The 22,574-nt window shown below is 71.4% G+C and carries 18 protein-coding genes, 2 tRNA genes and 1 pseudogene; 14 read left to right on the forward strand and 7 right to left on the reverse strand.

Annotated elements, in window-relative coordinates; all coding sequences use genetic code 11:
* Nucleotides 1-53: 53 nt before the first annotated feature.
* Nucleotides 54-230, forward strand: coding sequence for a hypothetical protein (locus OO68_RS46845; RefSeq protein ID WP_167345902.1), 177 nt, complete (start codon nucleotides 54-56; stop codon nucleotides 228-230).
* A gap of 92 nt (nucleotides 231-322) precedes the next feature.
* Here OO68_RS46845 and OO68_RS19110 read toward each other — a convergent pair whose 3' ends face one another.
* Nucleotides 323-883: a CGNR zinc finger domain-containing protein gene (locus OO68_RS19110; protein WP_033309618.1), complete on the reverse strand. Its 561-nt coding sequence runs from the start codon at nucleotides 881-883 to the stop codon at nucleotides 323-325.
* Nucleotides 884-1,272: 389 nt separating this feature from the next.
* The gene (locus OO68_RS19115; protein WP_004002642.1) at nucleotides 1,273-1,686 is read right to left on the reverse strand and encodes an SsgA family sporulation/cell division regulator; all 414 of its coding nucleotides are present in this window, start codon (nucleotides 1,684-1,686) and stop codon (nucleotides 1,273-1,275) included.
* Between the two features lie 191 nt (nucleotides 1,687-1,877).
* Between OO68_RS19115 and OO68_RS19120 the strand changes: the two genes are divergently transcribed.
* From OO68_RS19120 to OO68_RS19150, 7 genes are all read left to right on the forward strand, one after another.
* Entirely contained in the window at nucleotides 1,878-2,336 is a 459-nt protein-coding gene (locus tag OO68_RS19120; RefSeq protein ID WP_033309619.1) for a TIGR02611 family protein, read from the forward strand.
* A gap of 46 nt (nucleotides 2,337-2,382) precedes the next feature.
* Nucleotides 2,383-2,454: transfer RNA gene (locus OO68_RS19125), tRNA-Val, on the forward strand.
* Between the two features lie 1,399 nt (nucleotides 2,455-3,853).
* The gene (locus OO68_RS19130) at nucleotides 3,854-5,143 is read left to right on the forward strand and encodes an ABC transporter substrate-binding protein (RefSeq protein ID WP_033309620.1); all 1,290 of its coding nucleotides are present in this window, start codon (nucleotides 3,854-3,856) and stop codon (nucleotides 5,141-5,143) included.
* Nucleotides 5,143-6,150 carry a carbohydrate ABC transporter permease gene (locus OO68_RS19135; RefSeq protein WP_033309621.1) on the forward strand — a complete coding sequence of 336 codons (1,008 nt, stop codon included), beginning with the start codon at nucleotides 5,143-5,145 and terminating at the stop codon, nucleotides 6,148-6,150. The genes OO68_RS19130 and OO68_RS19135 overlap by 1 nt, the downstream gene beginning before the upstream one ends.
* Nucleotides 6,147-7,037: a carbohydrate ABC transporter permease gene (locus OO68_RS19140; protein ID WP_033309622.1), complete on the forward strand. Its 891-nt coding sequence runs from the start codon at nucleotides 6,147-6,149 to the stop codon at nucleotides 7,035-7,037. The genes OO68_RS19135 and OO68_RS19140 overlap by 4 nt, the downstream gene beginning before the upstream one ends.
* A 6-nt stretch (nucleotides 7,038-7,043) precedes the next feature.
* On the forward strand, nucleotides 7,044-7,634 hold the full coding sequence (locus OO68_RS19145; protein ID WP_033309623.1) for a hypothetical protein: 591 nt from the start codon (nucleotides 7,044-7,046) through the stop codon (nucleotides 7,632-7,634).
* 114 nt (nucleotides 7,635-7,748) lie between these two features.
* Nucleotides 7,749-10,484, forward strand: a complete 2,736-nt coding sequence (locus OO68_RS19150; RefSeq protein WP_033309624.1) for an exo-rhamnogalacturonan lyase family protein — start codon at nucleotides 7,749-7,751, stop codon at nucleotides 10,482-10,484.
* A gap of 54 nt (nucleotides 10,485-10,538) precedes the next feature.
* Here the strand turns inward: OO68_RS19150 and OO68_RS19155 are convergent, their stop codons facing one another.
* From OO68_RS19155 to OO68_RS46300, 4 genes are all read right to left on the reverse strand, one after another.
* Complete coding sequence (locus OO68_RS19155) at nucleotides 10,539-10,745, reverse strand: hypothetical protein (protein WP_033309625.1); 207 nt, start codon at nucleotides 10,743-10,745, stop codon at nucleotides 10,539-10,541.
* A gap of 11 nt (nucleotides 10,746-10,756) precedes the next feature.
* The gene (locus tag OO68_RS19160; RefSeq protein ID WP_033309751.1) at nucleotides 10,757-12,076 is read right to left on the reverse strand and encodes a type III PLP-dependent enzyme domain-containing protein; all 1,320 of its coding nucleotides are present in this window, start codon (nucleotides 12,074-12,076) and stop codon (nucleotides 10,757-10,759) included.
* 248 nt (nucleotides 12,077-12,324) lie between these two features.
* Nucleotides 12,325-13,965, reverse strand: a complete 1,641-nt coding sequence (locus tag OO68_RS19165) for a helix-turn-helix domain-containing protein (RefSeq protein WP_033309626.1) — start codon at nucleotides 13,963-13,965, stop codon at nucleotides 12,325-12,327.
* A 102-nt stretch (nucleotides 13,966-14,067) separates the two neighbouring features.
* Entirely contained in the window at nucleotides 14,068-16,452 is a 2,385-nt protein-coding gene (locus tag OO68_RS46300) for an SCO7613 C-terminal domain-containing membrane protein (RefSeq protein ID WP_245237057.1), read from the reverse strand.
* Between the two features lie 97 nt (nucleotides 16,453-16,549).
* On the opposite strand from OO68_RS46300, the pseudogene OO68_RS42355 reads away from it, so the two are divergent.
* Nucleotides 16,550-16,997: pseudogene (locus OO68_RS42355) on the forward strand (SRPBCC family protein).
* A 39-nt stretch (nucleotides 16,998-17,036) separates the two neighbouring features.
* Nucleotides 17,037-17,108: transfer RNA gene (locus tag OO68_RS19180), tRNA-Val, on the forward strand.
* 67 nt (nucleotides 17,109-17,175) lie between these two features.
* On the opposite strand, the gene OO68_RS19185 is transcribed toward OO68_RS19180, so the two are convergent.
* Nucleotides 17,176-17,904 (reverse strand): 3'-5' exonuclease, encoded by a 729-nt coding sequence (locus OO68_RS19185; RefSeq protein ID WP_033309627.1) that lies wholly within the window; start codon nucleotides 17,902-17,904, stop codon nucleotides 17,176-17,178.
* A gap of 169 nt (nucleotides 17,905-18,073) precedes the next feature.
* Here OO68_RS19185 and OO68_RS19190 point away from each other — a divergent pair, with 169 nt between their 5' ends.
* The 4 genes from OO68_RS19190 (at nucleotide 18,074) to OO68_RS19205 (ending at nucleotide 22,559) form a co-directional block, all read left to right on the forward strand.
* Nucleotides 18,074-18,640: a DUF4365 domain-containing protein gene (locus OO68_RS19190; RefSeq protein ID WP_033309628.1), complete on the forward strand. Its 567-nt coding sequence runs from the start codon at nucleotides 18,074-18,076 to the stop codon at nucleotides 18,638-18,640.
* Nucleotides 18,637-19,866, forward strand: a complete 1,230-nt coding sequence (locus OO68_RS19195) for a hypothetical protein (RefSeq protein WP_033309629.1) — start codon at nucleotides 18,637-18,639, stop codon at nucleotides 19,864-19,866. Before OO68_RS19190 ends, OO68_RS19195 begins: the two co-directional genes overlap by 4 nt.
* Before the next feature lie 92 nt (nucleotides 19,867-19,958).
* A complete protein-coding gene (gene thrS / locus OO68_RS19200; RefSeq protein ID WP_033309630.1) occupies nucleotides 19,959-21,935 on the forward strand; it encodes a threonine--tRNA ligase in 1,977 nt (658 codons plus the stop codon).
* A gap of 66 nt (nucleotides 21,936-22,001) precedes the next feature.
* Nucleotides 22,002-22,559: an HIT family protein gene (locus OO68_RS19205; protein ID WP_033309631.1), complete on the forward strand. Its 558-nt coding sequence runs from the start codon at nucleotides 22,002-22,004 to the stop codon at nucleotides 22,557-22,559.
* The last annotated feature ends 15 nt before the right edge of the window (nucleotides 22,560-22,574 follow it).

Here is a 22,574-nt window from a genome sequence, read left to right on the forward strand (position 1 = left end):
AACGAGGCCGCTGATCGCGCCCGGCGGGGGGACTGCGTCATCATCGCCGCGAGATGCTGGACACGACGAAACAGAGCGACCCCGCACCGCCGCAGGACGAGCCACATCCCCGGCAGGACGAGCCACGTGGTTGCCTCTTCGCCCTCTCCCAGCCACCGCTGATGATCTTCCTGGCGGTGATCGGGAGTCTGCTGCTCATGGCCTCGTTGCACGATCTGCTGCTGCTGTGAGCCTTACCCGCGGTACCCGGCGCCACCCGCCGGGACCGCGTCGGCATCGACATCCCGCACAGCCCCGCGACCCCGGGCCCTGGCGCCGGGCGTCAGCCCGCCGCCTCCTTGCGGCGTGCCCGGTACGCGGCCACGTGCAGGCGGTTTCCGCAGGTGCGGCTGTCGCAGTACCGCCGCGAGCGGTTGCGGGACAGGTCGACGAAGGCACGCCGGCAGTCCGGTGCCTCGCACCGTCGCAGCCGCTCCTGCTCCCCGGCGACCACGAAGAACGCCAGCGCCATCCCGCAGTCGGCGGCGAGATGATCGGCGACGGAGGCACCGGGCGCGAAGTAGTGCACATGCCAGTCGTAGCCGTCGTGGTCCGTGAGCCGGGGCGTGGTGCCGGCCGCCGCGACCAGCTCGTTGATCTGCCCCGCCGCGGCCCGGGCGTCCGGGGCGGCGAAGACGGCGGCGAAGCGCCCGCGGATCTTGCGCACCGCCGAGAGGTCGAAGTCCGAGAGCACCCCGACATCGCTGATCTCGTGGTTCCGCACGAAGTCCGCAAGGGCCGCCACGTCCGGCAGCCCGTCCGGCGCCGTGTCGTCCTCCGGTGCGGTGTTCACCAGATCGACCACGGTGTCGAGGGCGCACCGGGTGTCGTGGGTGATCAGCACGATTCGCTCCCTGGCCTGAGGGTCGGGCGGGCGCCCGCCGATGCTGGCCGATGGTAACGGCTTCACCTCCGCCGGACCGCCTCATGCCCGCACATGGCTTCGAATACAACGCCTGCCGGCCCGCCGGGGTTCCCCGTGTGGCGCGACACCGGCGGAGGGGCACCGGAGGGCGGGACACCGGGGGAGGCGAGCCGGAGGGCGGGACACCGGGGGAGGCGAACCGGGGAAGGCGCGCCGGGGGCACACCGGGGCAGGGGCGGTCCCATGCGAACCGGCGCCGTACCGCGTGATCCGCGGTGCCGGCGCCGGTGTTATCCCGTATGCGGTTGTCCGGGCCCGAGCCGTCTCCCCGAGTCGACGGCGCCGGGCGGCTTTGCGGGGGCCTCGCCCTAGCTTTCCGCCAGGATGTGCGAGAGCTCCTGATCGAGGTCGAAGTGCCGGTGTTCCGTGCCGGGCGGCACGGCGGCGTCGGTCCGCTTCAGGAAGGACTCCAGGGCCCGTGCCGGGGCCTCCAGCAGGGCCTCGCCCTCCGGCGAGCTCAGGGCGATGCACACGACGCCCTGGCCGTGACTGCGCGACGGCCAGACGCGGACGTCGCCGGTGCCCGTAGGGCGGTGAAGTCCCTCGGCGAGGAGGTCGCGGGCGAACACCCACTCGACGGTTTCCTCGGCTCCGGTGTGGAAGGTGGCGTGCACGGCGTAGGGGTCGGCCGTGTCGTACCGCAGGCCTGCGGGGACAGGCAGGGAGGACTCGCTCGACACAACGAGGCGCAGGTGCAGCTCGCAGCTGACCGTGGTGTTCATAAGCGCCAGGGCCTTTCGCTCAGTGTGCGCTCGGGGGTTCGCACGTCGGCGAAATCGACATGCCACCTACGGTGCCGTTGTAAACCCCTCTGAGTGTTTTGCGTGCCTTTACGTAACTCTTCCGGCCGAGGGATCGTTCGCGTCCTGCGTCCATTCCGGTGACTGGTTTCGCTCGGGTAGTGTTTCCCCGTATGAATACGGGGAGTAACGAGCCGGGCGAGGTGGCCGTGGCGTCGAACGAGACGGGGACGGGCGAGGCACACGGCGAGCAGGATCGCGGGCTCGGCTCGCGTGCGCCGGAATTCATCAAGGCCCGCCGGGCGCTGCACCTCAGCTGGCAGGTCGGCGTCTTCATCATCGGACTCGCGGTCGTCGTGACCGGCATCATCATGCTGCCCCTGCCGGGACCGGGCTGGGTCGTGATCTTCGGCGGCATGGCGATCTGGGCGACGGAGTTCGTCTGGGCCCAGCTGGTGCTGCGCTGGACCAAGCGGAAGGTCACCGAGGCGGCGCAGCGCGCCCTCGATCCCAAGGTGCGCCGCCGCAACATCATCCTGACGTCGATCGGGCTGGTGATCATCGGCGTACTGGCCGGCATCTACCTGTGGAAGTTCGGCATCACCATGCCGTGGAAGATCAAGGACCAGTGAGCGTCACAGGCACCCCCTGACATGGGGTAATGTTCTTCCTGCGTCCGGGCGATTAGCTCAGTGGGAGAGCGCTTCGTTCACACCGAAGAGGTCACTGGTTCGAACCCAGTATCGCCCACCCGGACCGGCGGCCCATCTGCGATTGCGCAGGTGGGCCGTTGGTGTTGTGCGGGCTGCGGGCTGTCGGGTTGTGCTCGTGGGGTGGCTGGTGGCAGCCCGCGGGGCGGGAGCGCCCGTGCGACGGCGTCTGTGGTCCGGCCGCTGGTGAGGCCGGGATCCGGCCGGGGCCGCTGATGCCGTTGACTTCGCCGTTCGACGGCGCGGGTGCTGGGCTCTGCCGTGCGGCGCTGTCGTACCGCAAAGGCGCATGGGCTGCCGAAGATCGCTGAGGGGCCGGGAACCCGGGGCAGTCGGTTTCTCGCCCCGGCGCCCCCGCCGCGGCCGGCTGGTGCCGAGGAGCTGCCGTTGGCCGACAGGAGAACCGAGATCGGCGCTGAGCAGCGCGTGCCTCGCCGAGCTCCGATCCGGGTGCAGCCTGCCGGGGCCTTTGCCCGGCGAGCCCACGCGCACGGGGCCGAATGTCGCCGGGCCGAGCCGGTCGAAGCCCCTTCCCGGTGAGCCGCACGCCCCGTCGCGTGGCGAGCCGGGCGGCGGTGGGCTCCCTGGGGTGGCCGGCGCCGAGACCGCCATGGGCCGGGCATGCGGACACCCCACTGGAGTCGGCCGGTGGCGATTCCCGTCCCCGGCCAGGCGGGGCGATGCGCCTGGCGGGGCAGGCCCTGTCATGCCTCTGCCCTCGAACCGCTCGCACCCCGAGCCGGCTACCCGACGAGATCCAGCCATCGGGACGACTGGTCCGTCGGCGGCTCCCCGCCCCGGCCCTGGGCACCCGCGCCGACCCTGCCCAACGCCCACCCGCCCGGACGAGCCCCGAGCCCCGCGCCCCGGACCAACTTGCCCCCACTCCCTCCGCGGCCGTACGAAACCCAAGCCCTGGACGTCAGGCCGTACGGCTGGCCGGGAGTCGGTGGCACGCGAGGTGGGGTGCTCAGGGGGGCTCGTGACCGTGAAGGCGACGGGATGCCACCACGGCCCCGTCACTCTCAGTCGCAGTCCCCTCACCGCCCCACCCCCACAACGCGCCTCAGCCCACGCCACATGGCCAGAACCGACCCCCACACCCCCAAAACCCTTCCCCTCAACGCCGCATGGCCGAATCCGGCCCCCGCCCTCCGCAATTCCACCCTCCCCAACCCCGCCGTCGTCTTTCGGTCGCGCCCGGATTCAACCCACGCCGTCCCTCTCCGTTCGGCGCTCCGGACGGGTGGCCGTCACCAGGGACGTCGTCCTGCTCCGCTTCCGGTTCCGCCCTCGCGACCCGCTCCGCCAACCGCCCCGTCGGTAAGAAATTCTTGTCCGAATCATTGACGCACCCTCAGCCCCTCCGTACCTTGTGCCAGCAAGCGCTTACTTGAAACGATTCATGCGAGCGGGACGACGTGCGGGGAGGTCCAACCGTGGTGAACGGCAGGAATGTTGAGAGACGTACCATCCTGAAGGCGGCCGGTGCCACGGCAGCCACGCTGGGGCTGGCCGCGACGGCCGGCTGCGGTGGTGACGGAGGGGCCTCCGCGGACGGGACGGTGACGATCCGTTACGCGTGGTGGGGTGCGGAGGACCGTGCCCAGAGAATCAACAAGACCATCGCGCTCTTCGAGAAGAAGTACCCGAAGATCAAGGTGAAAACGGACTTCCAGCCTTATCTCGACTTCTGGAAGAAGTTCAACACCCAGGCCTCCGGCGGAAATCCGCCGGACGTGTTCCAGAATGCGATCGGCTTCCTCCGCAAATACGACGCGAAGAACGTACTGCTGGATCTGAGCGAGCAGGCGAAGGCGGGCAACCTCCGGATGGAGGGATTCCGCGCGGGGCTGGAGAAGTTCGGCGAGATCGACGGCAAGCTCCTCGGCGTTCCGGTCGGTTCGAACTCCATGGCCCTCGTCATCGACAAGCCCGTCTACACCCGCGCCGGCGTGAAGCCGGAGCAGGGCTGGACGTGGGACGACTTCGAAGCCGGCATGAAGAAGATCCGGGACAAGACCGGCCGCGCCGGCGACAGCGGCATGTACGGCACGATGTACCTCTACGACCTCTACCTGCGCCAGAACGGCAAGGCGTTCTTCACCGAGGACGGACTCGGCTTCACCGAGGCGGACCTGACGGACTGGTGGACGAAGGCCAGGAAGGGCGTCGAGGAGGGCATTTACTCCGATCCCAAGAAGGTCGCCCAGATCAAGCCCAAGTCCGCGCTCGCCGCGGAGCTCTCGGGCAGCGAGTTCACCTGGGACAACTTCACCGTCCGCTACACCTCCGAGGGCAAGAGCGAGTACGGCCTGGCTCCCATCCCGACGACGGACGGCAAGAAGACCGGGCAGTACCTCGGCTCCCTCATGCTGAGCGCCTCCAAGCGCACCCAGCACCCGAAGGAAGTCGCCCAGTTCATCGACTTCATGGTGCACGACCCCGAGGTCGCCAAGATCATGGGCTACGACCGCGGTGTGCCCGCGACCCAGGCCCAGTTCGACGCCTACAAGCCGAGCGACCCGGTCAACCAGGCGATAGCCGCCTACGAGCAGTCCATCGTCAAGGCCGGAGTCCTGGAGCCCATCACTCCGCACCCGAACGGCGCGGACATCTGCGAGTCGGCGTTCCTGCGGATCGCCGAGGAGATGGGCCTGGGCAAGAGGTCGGTGGACGAGGCCGTCAAGCAGTTCTTCACCGAGTCGAAGACGGCTCTCGGCACCTGATGGGAACCACCGTGACACACGCCCCTGCGATGGAGGACCTGCCCAAGGGCAAGCGCTCCGAGCCGCGGCACGGTCCGGTGGACTCCCCGCGCCCCGCCGCCCTCAAGCGGCGGCGGCGCCGGGAGAACCTGGCCGGCTATCTCTTCATGTCCCCGTGGATCGCCGGGTTCTTGCTCCTGACCGCGGGCCCGATGATCGCCTCGCTCTACTTCGCCTTCACCGACTACAACCTGTTCGACGCCCCCCAGTGGATCGGCCTCGACAACTTCTCCGAGATGTTCGGCGATCCGCGCTGGCGCCACTCGGTGCAGGTGACGCTCTGGTACGTCGCCGTCGGCACGCCGCTGAAGCTGCTCGCCGCCCTCGGTGTGGCGCTGCTGCTCGCCCAGAGCCGGCGCGGGCAGGCCTTCTACCGGGCCGCCTTCTACGCGCCGTCGCTCATCGGCGCGAGCGTCTCCGTCGCGATCGTGTGGAAGGCGATCTTCTCGGACGACGCGGTCGTCGACCGTACCCAGAAGATCTTCGGGATCGACGTCGGCGGCTGGACCGGCGACCCGGACATGATCATCTACAGTCTCGTGGCGCTCACCGTCTGGCAGTTCGGCGCCCCCATGGTCATCTTCCTGGCCGGTCTCAAGCAGGTCCCGCGTGAGCTGTACGAGGCGGCCGAGGTCGACGGGGCGGGCAAGATGCGGCGGTTCTGGAACATCACGCTGCCGATGATCTCGCCCGTCCTCTTCTTCAACGTCCTGCTGGAGACGATCCACTCCTTCCAGATCTTCAGCTCGGCGTACATCGTCGGCGGCGGCGCGGGGAGCAACGCCTGCGGCCCGGCCGACGGCTCGATGGTCTACACCTGCTACCTCTACGTCCAGGGCTTCGAGAACAGCCGCATGGGTCTGGCCTCCGCGATGGCCTGGCTGCTGCTCGTCGCGGTCGCCCTGGTGACGGCGGTGCTGTTCTGGTCCCAGAAGCGCTGGGTGCACTACGAGGAGGGCGCCCGATGAGTGCGCAGGCCACCACCGACGTCAAGCCCGCCGCCGGGGCCGGAGCGCTCCGCCACAAGCTGCCCGGTTCCCTCGCCTGGCACCTCGGGTCCCTGCTGATCCTCGCGGTGATCCTCTACCCGGTGATCTGGGTCGTCGGCGGGTCCTTCAAGAAGAGTGAGGACATCGTCGGCAGCCTGGATCTCTTCCCGAGTGACCCGGTCGTCGACAACTACAAGAGCCTCGCCGACGGCATCGCCGACATCTCGATCTCCACGTTCTTCTTCAACTCGCTCTTCCTGGCGGTCGGGTCGGTCATCGGCATCCTGGTGTCCTGTTCGCTGACGGCCTACGCCTTCGCCAGGATCAGGTTCGCGGGCCGCAATCTGCTGTTCACGCTGATGATCGGGACGCTCCTGCTGCCGTACCACGTGCTGCTGATCCCGCAGTACGTGCTGTTCCGCAACATGGAGATGATCAACACCTATACGCCGCTGCTGCTCGGGAAGTACCTGGCCACCGAGGCGTTCTTCATCTTCCTGATGGTGCAGTTCATGCGGAACATGCCCAAGGAGCTGGACGAGGCGGCCCGTCTCGACGGCTGCGGGCACTTCCGGATCTACTGGTCGATCGTGCTGCCGCTGAGCCGGCCGGCCCTGATCACCAGCGCGATCTTCACCTTCATCAACTCGTGGAACGACTTCATGGGCCCGCTGATCTACCTCAACGAGCCCGACAAGTACACGGTCTCGCTCGGCCTGAAGATGTTCGTCGACCAGGAAGGGCTGGCCAACTACGGCGGCATGATCGCCATGTCGCTGGTGGCGCTGCTGCCGGTGCTCGCCTTCTTCCTCGCCTTCCAGCGGTATCTGATCGACGGTATGGCCACGTCGGGTCTGAAGGGCTGAGGCGGTATGGCCGGGACACGGGTGAAGGCACGGGGGGAGTCGATGCTCGCCGAGCGTTTCGGGGTGTTCGCCGAGTGCTTGCTGACCGGCGTGTGGATCGCGGTGGCCTCACTGGGTGTCGTCACCTATCCCGCGGCGTTCGCCGCCGGGGCGCGGCATCTGCGTCGCCGTACCGCTCATGAGGGCGGTGGCTGGCGGGAGTTCACCGCCGACTTCCGCACCGCCCTGCGCGGCGGATGGCTCGCCGGGCTCGCCGGGTGGGCGGCGGTGGCCGCGGTCTGGGTGGACGTGCAGGCGGCCCGGGCAGGGATTCCCGGCGGGCCGCTCGTCGGGTCCGTCGGGGTCGTCGCGCTGATCGGGCTCGTCGTGGCCGGGCTGCGTGCGGCGGCGGTATGGGCGCCGGGAGCCCGCTGGCGGAGGCTGCTGGCCGAGGCCGGGCGGCGGACGGTGCTCGATCCGGCCGGGTCGTTCCTGATCGTCGGCGGGCTGGCCGTGGTGGCCGTGTCCGCCTGGTTCGCCGCGCCGCTGGCGGTCGCGGTCCTCGGTGCCGTCGCGGCGGCGGCCGTCGCCGTGGAGGAGCGGTACCGGCACCGCTGAAGGGCGGTGCCCCCATGTTCCAGGCCGGCGCCCCGGCGCCGCACCTCTCTCTGTCATGCCCCTGAGCAGCGTACGGATTCGCTTCCCGCACGGACGAGGAAAGGCAGCATCGCCATGTCTCCCATCCCCCGCAGATCCCTCCTCAAGGCAGCCGCCGTCACCGGAGCCGCCGCCCAGTTCAGCTGGGCGCTGGGAGCCCAGAACGCCCAGGCCGCGCCCGGAGCCGAACCCGCCGACGCGGACCCGGTGACCCTGGACTGGCTGGAGGACGGCGGTCTCGGCGCCGCGCCCGGCTCCACCGTCGGCGTGCCCTGGCCCAAGGGCGCATACCAGAAGGACCAGACCTTCGCGCTGACGGACGCCGCCGGCAAGGCCGTACCCGTGCAGTCCTGGCCGATCGCCTACTGGCCCGACGGCTCCCTGAAGTGGACCGCGCACGCGGTCGCCTCGGGCGACGACAAGCTCACCCTCGCCGCCGGGACACCCGCCGCACCCGAGAAGAAGGTCACCGTCGAGAAGCGCGGCGGCACCATCGACATCTCCACCGGCGTCATCACCGCGAGGATCGGCAGCTCCGGCTCCACCCTCGTCAAATCCGTCACGCGCGGCTCCACCGAGATCGCGAAGAACGGCCGGCTCGTGCTGATCCGCCAGCCCGAGATCGAGGACGAGGACCAGGGCGCGGTCAAGACCGAGCGCTTCGAGGGGGCGATCTCCAAGGCCGAGGTCGAGCAGGCGGGCCCGGTCCGCGCGGTCGTCCGCATCGACGGCAAGCACCGCAAGGGCGGCCGCAGCTGGCTGCCCTTCTCGATCAGGCTCTACTTCTACGCGGGCGCCGACTCCTTCCGCATGGTGCACACCATCACCTACGACGGCAAGCAGGAGCCGGGCAAGGCCAGTGGTGACTTCATCCGCGGCCTCGGCGTCCGCTTCACCGTGCCGATGCGCGACGAGTCGTACGACCGCCACATCCGCATCGGCGGCGACGGCACCGGCCTGCTGCGCGAAGCCGTCAAGGGCATCACCGGACTGCGCCGGGACCCCGGCGCGGCCGTGCAGGCGGCCCAGTTCGAGGGCAGGAAACTGCCCGACCCCGCCACCTGGGACCAGCGGGTGACGACCCGGCTGCAGTACATCCCCGAGTGGGGCGACTACACCCTCTCCCAGCTGTCCGCCGACGGCTTCACGCTGCGCAAGCGCACCAAGAAGGGGCACGGCTGGGTCGCGGCGGGCGGTGGCCGGCGCGCCTCCGGCTTCGGCTACGTCGGCGGCGCGAGCGGCGGGTTCTCGTTCGGGCTGCGCGACTTCTGGGAGAAGTTCCCCGCCCAGCTCGACATCCGGGACGCCCACACCGACGAGGCCGAGGTGACCCTCTGGCTCTGGTCGCCCGAGGCCCAGCCCATGGACATGCGCTTCTACCACGACGGCATGGGCCAGGACACCTTCCCGGAGCAGCTCGAAGGCCTCAACATCACCTACGAGGACTACGAGCCGGAGTTCGGCACCCCGTACGGCATCGCCCGCACCTCCGAACTCCTCTTCTGGGCCAACGAGTCGACACCGACCCCGGACCGGTTCGCCGAGCAGGTCGAGGCCGTCCGCGTACTGCCGCAGCTGGCCGCCCCGCCCCGGCAGCTCATCAAGGCCAAGGTCTTCGGACCGGGCCTCTACTCCGAGCCCGACCGCTCCACCCCGGCCAAGGCGAAGATCGAGGACCACCTCGACTTCCTCTTCACCTACTACAAGGACCAGGTGGAGCAGCGCCGCTGGTACGGCTTCTGGGACTACGGCGACATCATGCATACCTACGACACCTTCCGGCACCAGTGGCGCTACGACATCGGCGGCTACGCCTGGGACAACTCCGAGCTGTCGCCGGACCTGTGGCTCTGGTTCGCCTACCTGCGCTCCGGCCGCGCCGACATCTTCCGCTTCGCCGAGGCCATGACCCGGCACACCGGCGAGGTCGACGTCTACCACCTGGGCAAATGGGCGGGCCTCGGCACCCGGCACGGCGTGCAGCACTTCGCCGACAGCGCCAAGCAGCAGCGCATCGCCAACACCACCTACCGGCGCTACTACTACTTCCTCACGGCGGACGAACGCGTCGGCGACCTCATGCACGCCAACGTCGACTCCGACGAGACGTTCCTCGCCCTCGACCCGCTGCGCAAGATCCGCACCGAGCCGTACACCCCCGACCGGCACGCCCTGTCGATCGGCTTCGGCACGGACTGGAGCGGCCTGGTGTCCGCCTGGCTGACGGAGTGGGAGCGCAAGGGCCCCAAGTGGGAGAAGGCCAAGGCCCGCGTGCTGTCCACCATGGAGACCATCGCCGCCCAGCCCAACGGTTTCGTCCAGGGCAGCGGCCTGTACGACCTGGACACGGGCAAGTTCGCCGTCGCCGACAAGCCCAAGGTGGAGGTCTCGCACCTCTCGGCCGTCTTCGGCCTCAACGAACTGTGCGCCGAGCTCATCGACCTGGTCGACATGCCGAAGTTCAACGAGGCGTACTTCGACTACTGCCGCTACTTCAACGCCACCAAGGCCGAGCAGGCGGCGCGCTACGGCTCCAACTTCGGCTCCCTGCTGCTCTTCCAGGGGCACTCGCGCCTCGACGCGTACGCGGCCGTCAAGACCAGGGACGAGAAGCTCGCCAAGCGGGCGTGGGAGAAGTTCTACAACTCCGACGGCTACAAGGAGTCGGCGCCCTGGCGGACGGAGAAGCTGAGCGGCCCCGTCGCGCTGGTGCCCGGCAACGAGGCCACCTGGGTGTCCACCAACGACACCGCGCTGTACGGCCTCGCCGCCATCGAGAACCTGGCGCTGCTCGGCGACAAGATGCCGTAGGAGGAAGCTGAACGAGCGGTTCCCGTGGCGACGCCTCGGCGGGAACCGCTCGTCCTAGTCGATGATCTGGTTGAAGAACAGGACGGCCGGGGCCACCACCCCGCCGCCCACGCTCACCGCGACCGGCCACACGTTGCCGGCCAGCGCCGCCAGGACAGTGGCACCGATGCCGGCCAGGGCCGCCAGCAGGAAGACGACGGCGGCCCGCTGGCTGAGGAGCGGCCCGTCCCGGCCGGGCCGCCGTCGGTTGGCCTGTGCCACCCCGGTGCTCCCTACCTGATCCCGACAGCGGGCTCGTGCACGGGTACGTCCCACGGATCCTGCGCGGGACGCAGGAGTTCGAAGCGGACACCGCCGCTCTCACCACTGGTCCTGACCCCGTACACGGCGGGCTCCGGCAGGCTGTTGTAGTGGAAGGGCGTCGAGAAGTAGTAGGCGCCGGTGTCCGGGACCGTGATGAGGTCGCCCGGTTCCAGGAGCGGCAGCGCGCGGTCACGGGCCAGCAGGTCGCCGGCGAAGCAGGCGGGTCCCGCGATGTCCTGGCGGACCGGTCCGCCCCGCTTGGCCCTGCCGCTCCCGTCGTGCGCCTCGATCCGCAGCGGCCAGGCGTCGGGGTTGAACACCGTCCGGGTGGCCACCTGCACACCGGCGTGGGTGACCGCGATCGGCCGGCCGCCCATGCTCTTGGTGTACTCGACGTAAGCGGCGATGAACCCGTTCTTGGCGAGGACGGACCGCCCGAACTCGGTGACGATCTCGAACCCGCCGGAGAACAGGGCGGGAGCCTGGGCGCGCAACTGCCGGACGTACATGTCGAAGGTCGGCGTGCTCTCGTCGTCGGCGAAGTTGACGGGCAGTCCGCCACCGATGTCGATGCCGACGACCTGGCGCCGCCCGAGCGAGGCGTTGACCTCCTCGGCGAACGCCACGGCCTGCCCGACCCCGCCGGCCATGAGGTCGAGCGGGCAGCCCTGCGAACCGGCGTGCGTGTGCACCCAGGTCAGCCACGGGTGGTCGTGGTAGGCGCGCAGCAGCCGCTTCCGGCTTCCCGGGTCCGCCAGGGGGACGCCGAACTTAGAGGTGCTCGTCGCCGTGCTCATCGCGGCGATGCTGCCGCCGCCGAGCTGGGAGTTGACGCGCACTCCGATCCGCGAGACCGGGACGCGGCCGCCCAGCGCCCGGTCGATCCGCGCCAGTTCCTGGTAGTTGTCCGCGTTGACGGCCACCCCCAGGTCGAGGGCGTGCCGCAGCTCGTCCTCCGTCTTCGCAGGGGAGTCGAAGACGATCCGGTCCGGCGCGAATCCCGCTGCCAGCGCGCGGGCCAGCTCACCCGCGGTGGCCACCTCGCAGCCCATGCCGAGCCGCCGCAGCTCCGCCAGCACCGGCACCAGGCAGTTCGCCTTGGCGGCGAACGCGTGCAGCACACGCGGTGCGGAGGGGAAAGCGCGGTGCAGGGATCCGACCGTCGCGGCGACGCCGTCGAGGTCGACGAAGGCGGCCAGCCGGTACCGTCCGGCGTCCAGCAGTCCCTGCCGTACCGCTTCCTGGAGGATCCGTGTCCGCCGCTCGGCGGCGGGGGTCAGTCCGGTCATGGTGAGCCTTCCGGTGTCGTACGCGGTGCCCGGGACCGTCCCGGGCGGAACACCAGGCTGCGGCCGGCACCGGGACGGCGTCTTCGTCGAGTCGTCAAAGACGCGCTCCTCACCTACGGCGTTCGGGAGCATCAACTCCTCGGCCCGGCCCCGGCGTTGGGCGATTCGACAAAAGCGGGGCCCTGCGATGGTGGCCCCGGCCGAACGGCGGCCGGCTTCGCGCCCGCTCGCCTCTCGGTGCCGGACCCTCAGGGGCGTGCGCCGTCGGACTCTCCGCCCAAGCGCAGCTGCACCTGGGCGAGCAGCCGGGCGTCGGGACTCTCCAGGTCCAGCCCCGACACCTGCCTGATCCGGCGCAACCGGTAGCGCAGACTGTTGGCGTGCACGCCCAGCGCGCGCGAGGCGGCGGAGACGTCACCGAAGTGGTCAAGGTAGGCGTGCAGGGTCTCCACCAGGCAACTGCCGTTGTGATCGGCGTCGAACTCCTTCAGCCGGGCCACCGACGTCCGCGCCGGCAGCGTCACCTCGCGCAGCGCCTCGACGACCTGGAGGATGCCCACGGTGTCCGCGACGTCCTCGCTCCGCGCGACGGTGTGCGGTCCGTCGGTCGCGAGGAGCGCCTGGAGGGCCCGCTCGGCCGACCGGCGTGATGCGGGCGCCCCCGCCAGGCCGGGGACCACGTCGCCGAGCCCCGCCTTCACCGGCGAGCCGATCGTCGCCGACAGCTGATCGGCCAGTGCGCTCCCCAGCCGCCTCACCTGTTCGTCGGCCCGCCGCGCGTCGCGCCCCAGCCCGCTCACCAGCACCCAGGCCCCGCCGCCCGCCGGGACCACCACGACGCGGTGGCCCAGGGCCGCGCAGTGCAGGGACAGCAGGCCGTACAGCCCGGAGGAACCGTCGTCCGCGGGGTGCCCGGACCCTCGGCCCACCGCCAGGACGGCGCAGGGCTCCCGGGGCGGCAGCGAGGCCCGCTCCGCGAGCACCTCGACGGACCCGCGGTCCTCCAGCAGCGCCCGGGCCGCGTCCTCCACCAGCCGGCCGTCCGAACTGTGGGTGCGGTGGTGGAGCAGGTGGGCCGCGGCGGTCCGGGCCGCCGCGCGCAGCGTCTCCGCGGCGTTCGGCGCCAGGGGGCGGCCGGCCACCGCCGCCACCCAGATGGACCCGAGTGCCTCTCCGCCCGCCCGCACGGCGCCCACCAGACGCTCCGGGTCCTGCCCGTGGGCGGGCCGGTGCAGCACATCGCCCGCACCCCACAGCGCCTGGAAGAACCCCGCCTCCCGCATGGCCGCCACCCGCCAGGGCGGCACCCGGCGGCCGAGGATGGTCAAGCGGCGCATCTCGTCCACGTTCTCCTCGGTGGACGAGTACGCCAGCACCCGCGACTCCGTGTCCTCGATCGTCACCGAGCCTCCGGCCAGGGCGGCCACCGCATCGGCCAGGGAGTCCAGATCTCCCAGGGGTACGCCGCCGGCAGCGGGCATCGGGGGAGCACCCGCCGCGGCAAGTCCGGCCCTCAGCACTCCCACGAGCTGTGCCCAGGTGCACCAGGCGGTGCGGAAGAGCACCGCCGTGCCGCCCTCCTCCGCGGCCGCCTGCAGCGCCCGCGCGGAGGGTGCCGGACGTCCAGGACCGAACACCACACCCGCCGCACCGGCCTCACCGGCCCGGCGCACGACGTCGACCGCCTGCGCCGAGCCCGGGTCGACGCCGACCGCGAGCAGTAACTCCCGCGGTCGGATGACCGGTTCCAGGGCGTCCAGCACATGCACACCGGTGACCCGCGTCCGCAGTCCCCCCGGGGCCGTGTGCAACTCCACGGCTCCCGCTCCCACCACCGAGAGCAGGCGCTCCAACGTCCCCTGGTCGGGCGATTCCCCCGGCTCCGCCATGATGCCCCCTGTCCCCACCCGCGCGTGCCGCTGCCGCGGCGGCCGATCGGAGAACGTATGACATCACGGGACTTGTCCGCAGTCGAGACGGCCTCGGCGTACCTAGTCCATCCTCCCCAGGGCCTCCCGCACCCGACGGACGTCCCGGATGCGCTGCTCGTACGTTCCCCCGAGGGCGAGCAGCAGGAGCCCGGCGAGGGCGGGAGGCGCCCAGCGGGGGAGCGCCCCTGTCACCTGCACGACGTACGGGGCGAGTTCGTGCAGGGTGACCAGGGCCAGCGCCGAGCCGCCGAGCACCAGCGGTGCCTGGAGGTGGTGCCGGGCACCCAGCAGCGTGACCAGCAGGGCCGCACCCCCCAGCAGCAGTGGCCGGGTCCAGTACGGGTCGGCCCAGGCCGTGACCAGGCTCGGCAGGAGCGTGACGGTGAGGCCGGCGCCGTACGCCGTCCAGGAGGAGGTCTGCGGGTCGCGGCGCCGGCGCAGGGCGCCGACGAGCAGCGCCGGGAGGGTCACCGGGAGCGTGTACGCCTCGGGCGTGCCCACGTCCCAGGCCGCCAGGCGTACCCACGCGGCCAGCACGAACAGGGCCGTGGCCGGGTAGCCGACGGGACGGCGCTCCTCGCGCAGGGCCGTGCCCGCGGCGATCACCCCGCACAGGGCCAGCACCAGGGCGAGCACCGGCGGGTCGGTGACGGCGAGAGCCACGGCGAACAGACCGACGCCGGCCCCCACGGCCTCGACGGGCACCGTCGCCCGCGATGCGCCCAGGCGCGCCGCCAGCACGGCGGCGGCACCGGCAACGGCCAGCACCGGCAGGGCGGTCCGGGCCGGCGGCCAGTCCGCCGCGGCACCGGACGCGGCGGCCAGCGCGGCGGCGTGCACCAGAGCGGCCGGAGCGGTGAAGGGGGCGACGCCCGCCCGCCACGAGACCACTGCGAACAGCGCCGTCAGCACGGACAGTACGGCCAGGGTCGCGGACTGGGAGGCGAGCGCGACCAGGATGAGGCCGGCGGCCGTGACCAAGGCGAGGACGAGGGCCGTGACCTGCGCGGCCCCCTCCGTGACCCGGCACGCGTACAGCGCGACCGCCGTGACGACGCCCAGGACCAGCAACCCCGCGGCGTACGGAGCCTCGAAGACCGCGGGCAGTATCAGAGCCGTGGCCCACAGCAGCCCCGCGGCACCCAGCCGGGCCCGCCCACGCCACTCCTGCGCGCGGACCGCCAGGGCGAGCACGGCGGCCACGGCCACCAGCACCAGGGGAGCCGGTGCCGTGTCCGGCGGCCAGGGCACACCGGCGGCCACCGCCGCACGGGCGTCAGCCGGAGCACCGCTCCACACCCGGTCCAGCCGGACGGCCGGACCCAGCAGCACCACGGCGACGACGGGCAGCGTCCACAGCACCGCCAGCGCCTGTACCGCACCGCAGGCCCATGCGAAGCCCCTGCGCATCGCGTCCGGGAGCCGTTCGGCCCGCACCGCCCCCAACAGGGCCACACCGGCGGCCAGATGAGCCGGAACCGCCCACTGCGAGGGCACCACCGAGCGGGCCACCCCGCCGAGTGCGGCCACCACGAGCAGCCCGGACACGATCGCGAGGCCGAGGGCGTGCTTCCTGCCCGGCTCCTGCCGGGCCGTACCCAGGGCGATCGCCGCCGCCGACAGGAGCAGCGCCCCGGCACGGGAAGCGTCACCCGGGCCGCCGGCCGTCAAGGACAGCCAGCCGGCCCCAAGAACACCCCAGCCACCCATGCCGTACGCACCGACTACGGCGGTGATCCGCGGGGCCCCGGCCGTCAGCCGCACCACCGCCACCGCGTCGAGCCCGGCCGTCACCAGCAGCGCGGCCGTGACCGCATACGCACCCGCGTCGGCGGACAGGGCCCACAGCACCAGCGGGAACTGGGCCGCGGTCACGGCGCAGGGAAGGGGCAGACGGAGCGCGGCCGTGACCGGCAGCAGGCCGTACGCCGACCAGGCCACCGCCAGCACCGCGGACGCGGCCGCCGCGTACCCGGTGCCGTCCGTCCCGGAGAGGGCCGCCGCGTGCAGGGCGTAGGCGTCCAGGACGGTCAGGGCGAGCCCGAGGCCCGCCACGGACTCGGCCGTCGACCGCAGCCCGCGCTTCAGGAGGGCCACGGGTGCGGCGAGCGTGGCCAGGGTGACCGCGCCGAGCACCAGGGCACGCCCGGTGATCCCCATCTGGCCCCAGCTGACCAGGGTGAACACCGCCGCCGCGAGGGTGAGCAGGACACCGCCGAGGACCAGCAGCACGTTCTGCACGCTGGGCGCCGCCGTCTCGGGGCGCGGCGATACGGTGATCGGGGGCGTCGCCGAGGCCCAGGGCCGCGACTGCTGCTGCGTCTGCTGCAGTGCCGCGACCAGCCAGGCGCGACGGGTCAGCAACTGGGCACGCCGGGCGTCCAGTTGCCGGAGTTCGGTGTCGAGGAGCCGCAGTTCCTCGGCCGGGGGCGGAAGGTGGGTCATGGATCGCAGTGTGGTCCGCGTCACCCGGCACGGCATGAGTGCGGGTACTCAGGCGCGTACTCAGACAGTCCGTGCCGCGCGTGGGCAGACTGCCGGGATGGACTGGAACCATTACCGCTTCCGCAGTCTGTGGCCCCTGCCCGCACCCCCCCGCCACCGTCTACGACGTGCTGGAACGCCCCGAGGAGTACCCGAGCTGGTGGCGCCAGGTCCGGGAGGTGACCCGGCTCGACGACACCACCGGGGTGATCCGCATCCGCTCCGTCCTGCCGTACGACATGACGTTCACGGCGCGGGAGGTGCGGCGCGACCCCGCGGCCGGTGTGCTGGAGACCGCCCTGTCCGGGGACATCGAGGGCTGGGCGCGCTGGACCGTCACACCGCACGGCACGGGCAGTCTGGCGCGCTACGACCAGGTCGTCAGCGTGCGCAAGCCGCTGCTGCGGCGGTTCGCCGTACCGGGGCGGCCCGTCTTCCGCGCCAACCACGCGCTGATGATGCGCTCCGGGCGGCGCGGACTCCTCCGGCACCTCGAAGCGGTTTGAAGGAAGCCTGCCCGGACCTGTATGGTTCAGTGCGTTCCCGGGCGATTAGCTCAGTGGGAGAGCGCTTCGTTCACACCGAAGAGGTCACTGGTTCGAACCCAGTATCGCCCACCGGAAACAGCCGGTCCGTCATAGACGGACCGGTTTTTTCATGCCTTCGCGGGCCCCCGCGCCGGGCTCAGGCCGCCGCCGGCAGGTCCGGACGCAGCGGCCACGCCGGGTCGACCGCCTCGTCCACACCGCTGCGCGCGAACCACGCCTGCAGGCCCCGCGCCTGCGCGGCGTGCCACACCGCCTGCAGGGTGTGCAGCTCACCCGGGGCGAGACGCTCCAGCCGGGACGCGAACCGGCGGCCCACCGCCCGGGTGACCTCCAGCGCCGCCACGGCGTCGGCCGCCGCGTCGTGCGCGCCCTCCAGGGCGACGCCGTAGTGCGCGCACAGGTCGGTCAGGGTGCGGCGGCCCTTGCGGTAGCGGTCCAGGTGCTTGTCCAGGACCCGCGGGTCCAGCACGGACAGCGGCGCCGACTCGAACCAGCGGCCGAGTGCCGAGGCGCGGTGCCGGCGCAACTCCCGGTCCAGCATGGTCAGATCGAACGGCGCGTTCATCACCACGACCGGTCGCCCGGCGTGCGCCTGCTCGGCCAGCGCCTGCGCTATCTCGTACATCACCGGCGCCGGCCACCGGCCGTTGAGCCGCAGGTGCTCCTCCGTCAGCCCGTGCACCGCCGTCGCCTCGGCCGGCACCGGCACCCCCGGGTTCACCAGCCAACGGCTCACCCGCGGCCGGATGCCCGGCGCGTCCTGGACGACGACGGCGGCCGACACGATCCGGTCGGTCTCGACGTCCACGCCCGTCGTCTCCGTGTCGAAGGCGGCCAGCGGCCCCTCGAACCAGTTCGTCGTCATAGCCACACAACCCCTCGTTCACCTTCGGCAGTTGACGCACCGTCCGCTGCCCGATTCGGTGATACCCGGGCTGTTTGCGCCGTACGCCGGAAGGAGACAACAGGAGTACGGGTTGTTGCAGTTCAGCGGCCCGCAGCGGGGAATCACTTGTTCTGGAAGGCTGTTGGCCATGGCCATAGCGCAGCCCGAACGGGGCGGGCTGCTGCCCGAGCGCACGGCTCCCTCTCGCGGCACTCTCGCCACCACCGCCTGCATGGAGACACTGCAGGTCGGCTATCTGCACGCCGTCGCGGCGGCCGCCGGCTGCTCGCTGTCCCAGCCCTTTCCCGACAACGGCATCGACTGGCACGTCAGCCACAGCGCCCCCGGGCACACGGTCGACGACGAGGTCACCATCAAGGTGCAGCTCAAGGCCACGTACCAGGTCCCGCCCCACCCGCCCGGCCGCACCTTCTCCTTCACGCTCGACAACGACCACCTGGCGAAGCTCGCCCGCACACCCGTGTCGGTGCACAAGATCCTCGTGGTGATGCTGGTGCCGCGCGCCCAGGACGACTGGCTGCGCGCCGGCCACGACGGGCTCGACCTGAGGCACTGCTGCTACTGGACCAACCTCGCAGGACAGCCGATCACCGGCCGCCGCCGCACCACCGTGCGCATACCGACCGCACGCATCTTCGACGACCGGGCCCTGTGCGAGATCATGACGCGGGTCGGGACGGGAGGGAAACCGTGACGCACCGCCCGACCGAGGAACCACTGAGGCCCGTGCGGCCCCACCCCGTCGACACGGCAGGCCCCGCACCCGAACCCGCCGAGGTCGACCCGGCCGTGCTGAGCGCCCTGCTGCGCCGGCACGGCTGGCAGCGGCGCGGCGGCGCCCCCGGACGCTACGGTCGCTGGACCCCGCCCGGCCCCGGCGGCAGCGGCACCAGCCTCCTGGTACCCGAGACCCGCGCCTTCCCCGACAGCGACGACCTGCTCGGCGAGGCCCTGCTCGCCCTGTCCCGCAGCGGCTCGCCCTCCGCCCGCGAGGTCCTCGTCTCCCTCGCCGTGCCCAGCGACGAGATCCGCTGGTGGCACGACGTCCCCGCCGGACCCGCCGGCGCGGCCTCCTGGACCGTCGAGGACCGGCTGCGCGGCGCCGCCCGCCGGATGCTGCTCGCCGCCGCCCTCGCCACCCGCGCCCGGGCCGGCTACCACGGTGCCCGCCACCGCCGCTCCGCCGCCGCGGCCCTGCGACACGTCCTGGTCGGCTCCGCCACCGACGGCCGCCTCACCGCCTTCGTGCCCGTCGCAGGCGGCCGCCCCCTGGCCGTACGCCTCCACCAGGCCCTGTTCGCCGCCCGGGAGGCCATCGACTACCAGCGGGCCACCGGCGGCATGGACGCCTTCGACGCCGCCGTCGAGGCAGGAGTGAGCCACGAGCTCACCGAGGCGCTCGTCGCCCTCGTCCGCGGCACGGAGGGCGCCCGGATCGCCGTCGAGTGGGCCCCGGCCGCCGGGGTGCCCGAGGGCTGCGCGCCCTCCGCCGAGCCCGTCGAGTTCTCGCCCGGCGACCTGGCCGTGCTCCGCGAGGCGGGCGCCCGCTACCTGCGCGAGGAACCCGCCGTCCCGGTGCGGATCACGGGAGCGGTGGTACGGCTGCGCAGGTCCGGGCCGCGCGGCGACGGCACCGTACGGCTGCGTGTGCTGGCCGGGGCCGACGTGCCGAACGTCCGGATCACCCTCGACGAGGAGGGTTACCGGATCGCCGGGCACGCCCACCTCGTCGGACTCCCGGTGCGAGTGCAGGGGCGGCTGGAGAGCCGGGGCGGATTCCGTCGCCTCACCGGCGCCCACGGGGTCGTCCCCGTGCAGCTCGACGACGCCGAGCGGGACCGGCTGATGAAGGCGCTGCAGGAGAACGCCGGGGTGGCGGCCTTCTTCGAGGAGGCCTGCGGAGGGGACTGCGGGGACTGATTTCGCGTAGGGCGGTCCCGGGTCGGTACGATCCTTACTCGTGCGCGCGCTCCGGTATGGCGCCCGCAGCCCCCTTCAGTCAGGAGAGACCGGTGTCAGACGTCCGTGTGATCATCCAGCGCGATTCCGAGCGGGAAGAACGCGTGGTGACGACGGGCACTACGGCCGCCGAGCTCTTCGTCGGCGAGCGCTCGGTCATCGCCGCGCGCGTGGCCGGCGAGCTCAGGGACCTGTCGTACGCCGTCTCCGAGGGCGACGAGGTCGAGGGCGTCGAGATCTCCTCCGAGGACGGCCTGAACATCCTGCGCCACTCCACCGCGCACGTCATGGCGCAGGCCGTGCAGGAGCTCTTCCCCGAGGCCAAGCTCGGCATCGGCCCGCCCGTCAAGGACGGCTTCTACTACGACTTCGACGTCGAGAAGCCGTTCACGCCCGAGGATCTCAAGGCCATCGAGAAGAAGATGCAGGAGATCCAGAAGCGCGGGCAGCGCTTCTCCCGCCGCGTGGTGACCGACGAGGCCGCCCGCGAGGAGCTGGCCGGTGAGCCCTACAAGCTGGAGCTGATCGGCCTCAAGGGCTCCGCCTCCTCCGACGACGGCGCGGACGTCGAGGTCGGCGCCGGCGAGCTGACGATCTACGACAACTTGGACGCCAAGACCGGCGACCTGTGCTGGAAGGACCTCTGCAGGGGCCCCCACCTGCCGTCGACCCGGGCCATCCCGGCGTTCAAGCTGATGCGCAACGCGGCCGCCTACTGGCGCGGCAGCGAGAAGAACCCGATGCTCCAGCGCATCTACGGCACCGCCTGGCCCACCAAGGACGAGCTGAAGGCGCACCTGGAGTTCCTCGCCGAGGCCGAGAAGCGCGACCACCGCAAGCTCGGCAGCGAGCTCGACCTGTTCTCCGTCCCGGAGCAGATCGGCTCCGGCCTCGCCGTCTTCCACCCCAAGGGCGGCGTCATCCGCCGGGTCATGGAGGACTACTCGCGGCGCCGCCACGAGGAAGAGGGCTACGAGTTCGTCTACACCCCGCACGCCACCAAGGGGAAGCTCTTCGAGACCTCGGGCCACCTGGACTGGTACGCCGACGGCATGTACCCGCCCATGCAGCTCGACGAGGGCGTGGACTACTACCTCAAGCCCATGAACTGCCCGATGCACAACCTGATCTTCGACGCGCGCGGGCGTTCCTACCGTGAACTGCCGCTGCGCCTCTTCGAGTTCGGGACGGTGTACCGGTACGAGAAGTCGGGCGTCGTGCACGGCCTGACCCGGGCCCGCGGCTTCACCCAGGACGACGCGCACATCTACTGCACGCGCGAGCAGATGTCGGAGGAGCTCGACAAGACGCTCACCTTCGTCCTCGGCCTGCTGCGCGACTACGGCCTGACCGACTTCTACCTGGAGCTGTCCACCAAGGACCCGGAGAAGTTCGTCGGCTCGGACGAGGCCTGGGAGGAGGCCACGGAGACGCTGCGCCAGGTCGCCGAGAAGCAGGGCCTGCCCCTGGTGCCCGACCCGGGCGGCGCCGCCTTCTACGGCCCGAAGATCTCCGTCCAGACCAAGGACGCCATCGGCCGCACCTGGCAGATGTCGACGATCCAGCTCGACTTCAACCTGCCGGAGCGCTTCGACCTGGAGTACACGGGTCCTGACGGCTCCAAGCAGCGTCCCGTCATGATCCACCGTGCGCTGTTCGGCTCGATCGAGCGCTTCTTCGCGGTGCTCCTGGAGCACTACGCCGGTGCCTTCCCGGCGTGGCTCGCCCCCGTCCAGGCCGTCGGCATCCCGATCGGCGACGCGCACGTCGAGTACCTGGAGAAGTTCGCCGCCGCGGCCAGGAAGAAGGGCCTGCGCGTCGAGGTCGACTCCTCCTCCGACCGTATGCAGAAGAAGATCCGCAACGCCCAGAAGCAGAAGGTGCCCTTCATGGTCATCGCTGGCGACGAGGACATGTCCCACGAGTCGGTGTCCTTCCGCTACCGCGACGGCTCGCAGGAGAACGGCATCCCCTTCGACGAGGCCATCGCGAAGATCCAGAAGATCGTCGAGGAGCGCGCGCAGGTCTGATCACACGGCGTTCGGGCCCCCGGGGAGATCCCGGGGGCCTTTGCCGTCGCCCCGGCTCGACGCCATATGCTGCACTGCATGACGAGTGAGCCGGAGCAGCAGCTGGGAGTGGGGACGCAGGACGCGTTCCAGCGTCTGTGGACGCCCCATCGGATGGCCTACATCCAGGGCGAGAACAAGCCCACCGGCCCGGGCGCCGGCGACGGCTGCCCCTTCTGCTCGATCCCGGCCAAGTCCGACGAGGACGGGCTCGTCGTCCGGCGCGGCGAGCAGGTCTACGCGGTGCTCAACCTCTACCCGTACAACGGCGGGCACCTGATGACCGTGCCCTACCGGCACGTCGCCGACTACACCGACCTCACGCCGGGGGAGACCGCCGAGCTCGGCGAACTCACCAAGCAGGCCATGACGGCCCTGCGCACGGCCTCCGGCGCGCACGGCTTCAACATCGGCATGAACCAGGGCACGGTCGCCGGCGCGGGCATCGCGGCGCACCTGCACCAGCACATCGTGCCGCGCTGGGGCGGGGACACGAACTTCATGCCGGTGGTGGGGCACACGCGGGTGCTGCCACAGCTGCTGGCGGACACGCGGAAGATGCTGGCGGAGAGCTGGCCTTCGTAAAGCGGGGCGGCGGCG

This window comes from Streptomyces iakyrus (assembly GCF_000717055.1).
GTDB classification, from domain to species: domain Bacteria; phylum Actinomycetota; class Actinomycetes; order Streptomycetales; family Streptomycetaceae; genus Streptomyces; species Streptomyces iakyrus.

Bases quoted from the DNA above. Each gene is read 5' to 3' on its own strand.
- OO68_RS19205 (WP_033309631.1), top strand. From the start codon at position 22,002: ATGCTGCACTGCATGACGAGTGAGCCGGAGCAGCAGCTGGGAGTGGGG.
- OO68_RS19140 (WP_033309622.1), top strand. From the start codon at position 6,147: ATGAGTGCGCAGGCCACCACCGACGTCAAGCCCGCCGCCGGGGCCGGA.
- OO68_RS19120 (WP_033309619.1), top strand. From the start codon at position 1,878: ATGAATACGGGGAGTAACGAGCCGGGCGAGGTGGCCGTGGCGTCGAAC.
- OO68_RS19165 (WP_033309626.1), bottom strand. From the start codon at position 13,965: ATGGCGGAGCCGGGGGAATCGCCCGACCAGGGGACGTTGGAGCGCCTG.
- OO68_RS46845 (WP_167345902.1), top strand. From the start codon at position 54: ATGCTGGACACGACGAAACAGAGCGACCCCGCACCGCCGCAGGACGAG.
- OO68_RS19160 (WP_033309751.1), bottom strand. From the start codon at position 12,076: ATGACCGGACTGACCCCCGCCGCCGAGCGGCGGACACGGATCCTCCAG.
- OO68_RS46300 (WP_245237057.1), bottom strand. From the start codon at position 16,452: ATGACCCACCTTCCGCCCCCGGCCGAGGAACTGCGGCTCCTCGACACC.
- OO68_RS19145 (WP_033309623.1), top strand. From the start codon at position 7,044: ATGGCCGGGACACGGGTGAAGGCACGGGGGGAGTCGATGCTCGCCGAG.
- OO68_RS19185 (WP_033309627.1), bottom strand. From the start codon at position 17,904: ATGACGACGAACTGGTTCGAGGGGCCGCTGGCCGCCTTCGACACGGAG.
- OO68_RS19135 (WP_033309621.1), top strand. From the start codon at position 5,143: ATGGGAACCACCGTGACACACGCCCCTGCGATGGAGGACCTGCCCAAG.
- OO68_RS19150 (WP_033309624.1), top strand. From the start codon at position 7,749: ATGTCTCCCATCCCCCGCAGATCCCTCCTCAAGGCAGCCGCCGTCACC.
- OO68_RS19115 (WP_004002642.1), bottom strand. From the start codon at position 1,686: ATGAACACCACGGTCAGCTGCGAGCTGCACCTGCGCCTCGTTGTGTCG.
- OO68_RS19190 (WP_033309628.1), top strand. From the start codon at position 18,074: ATGGCCATAGCGCAGCCCGAACGGGGCGGGCTGCTGCCCGAGCGCACG.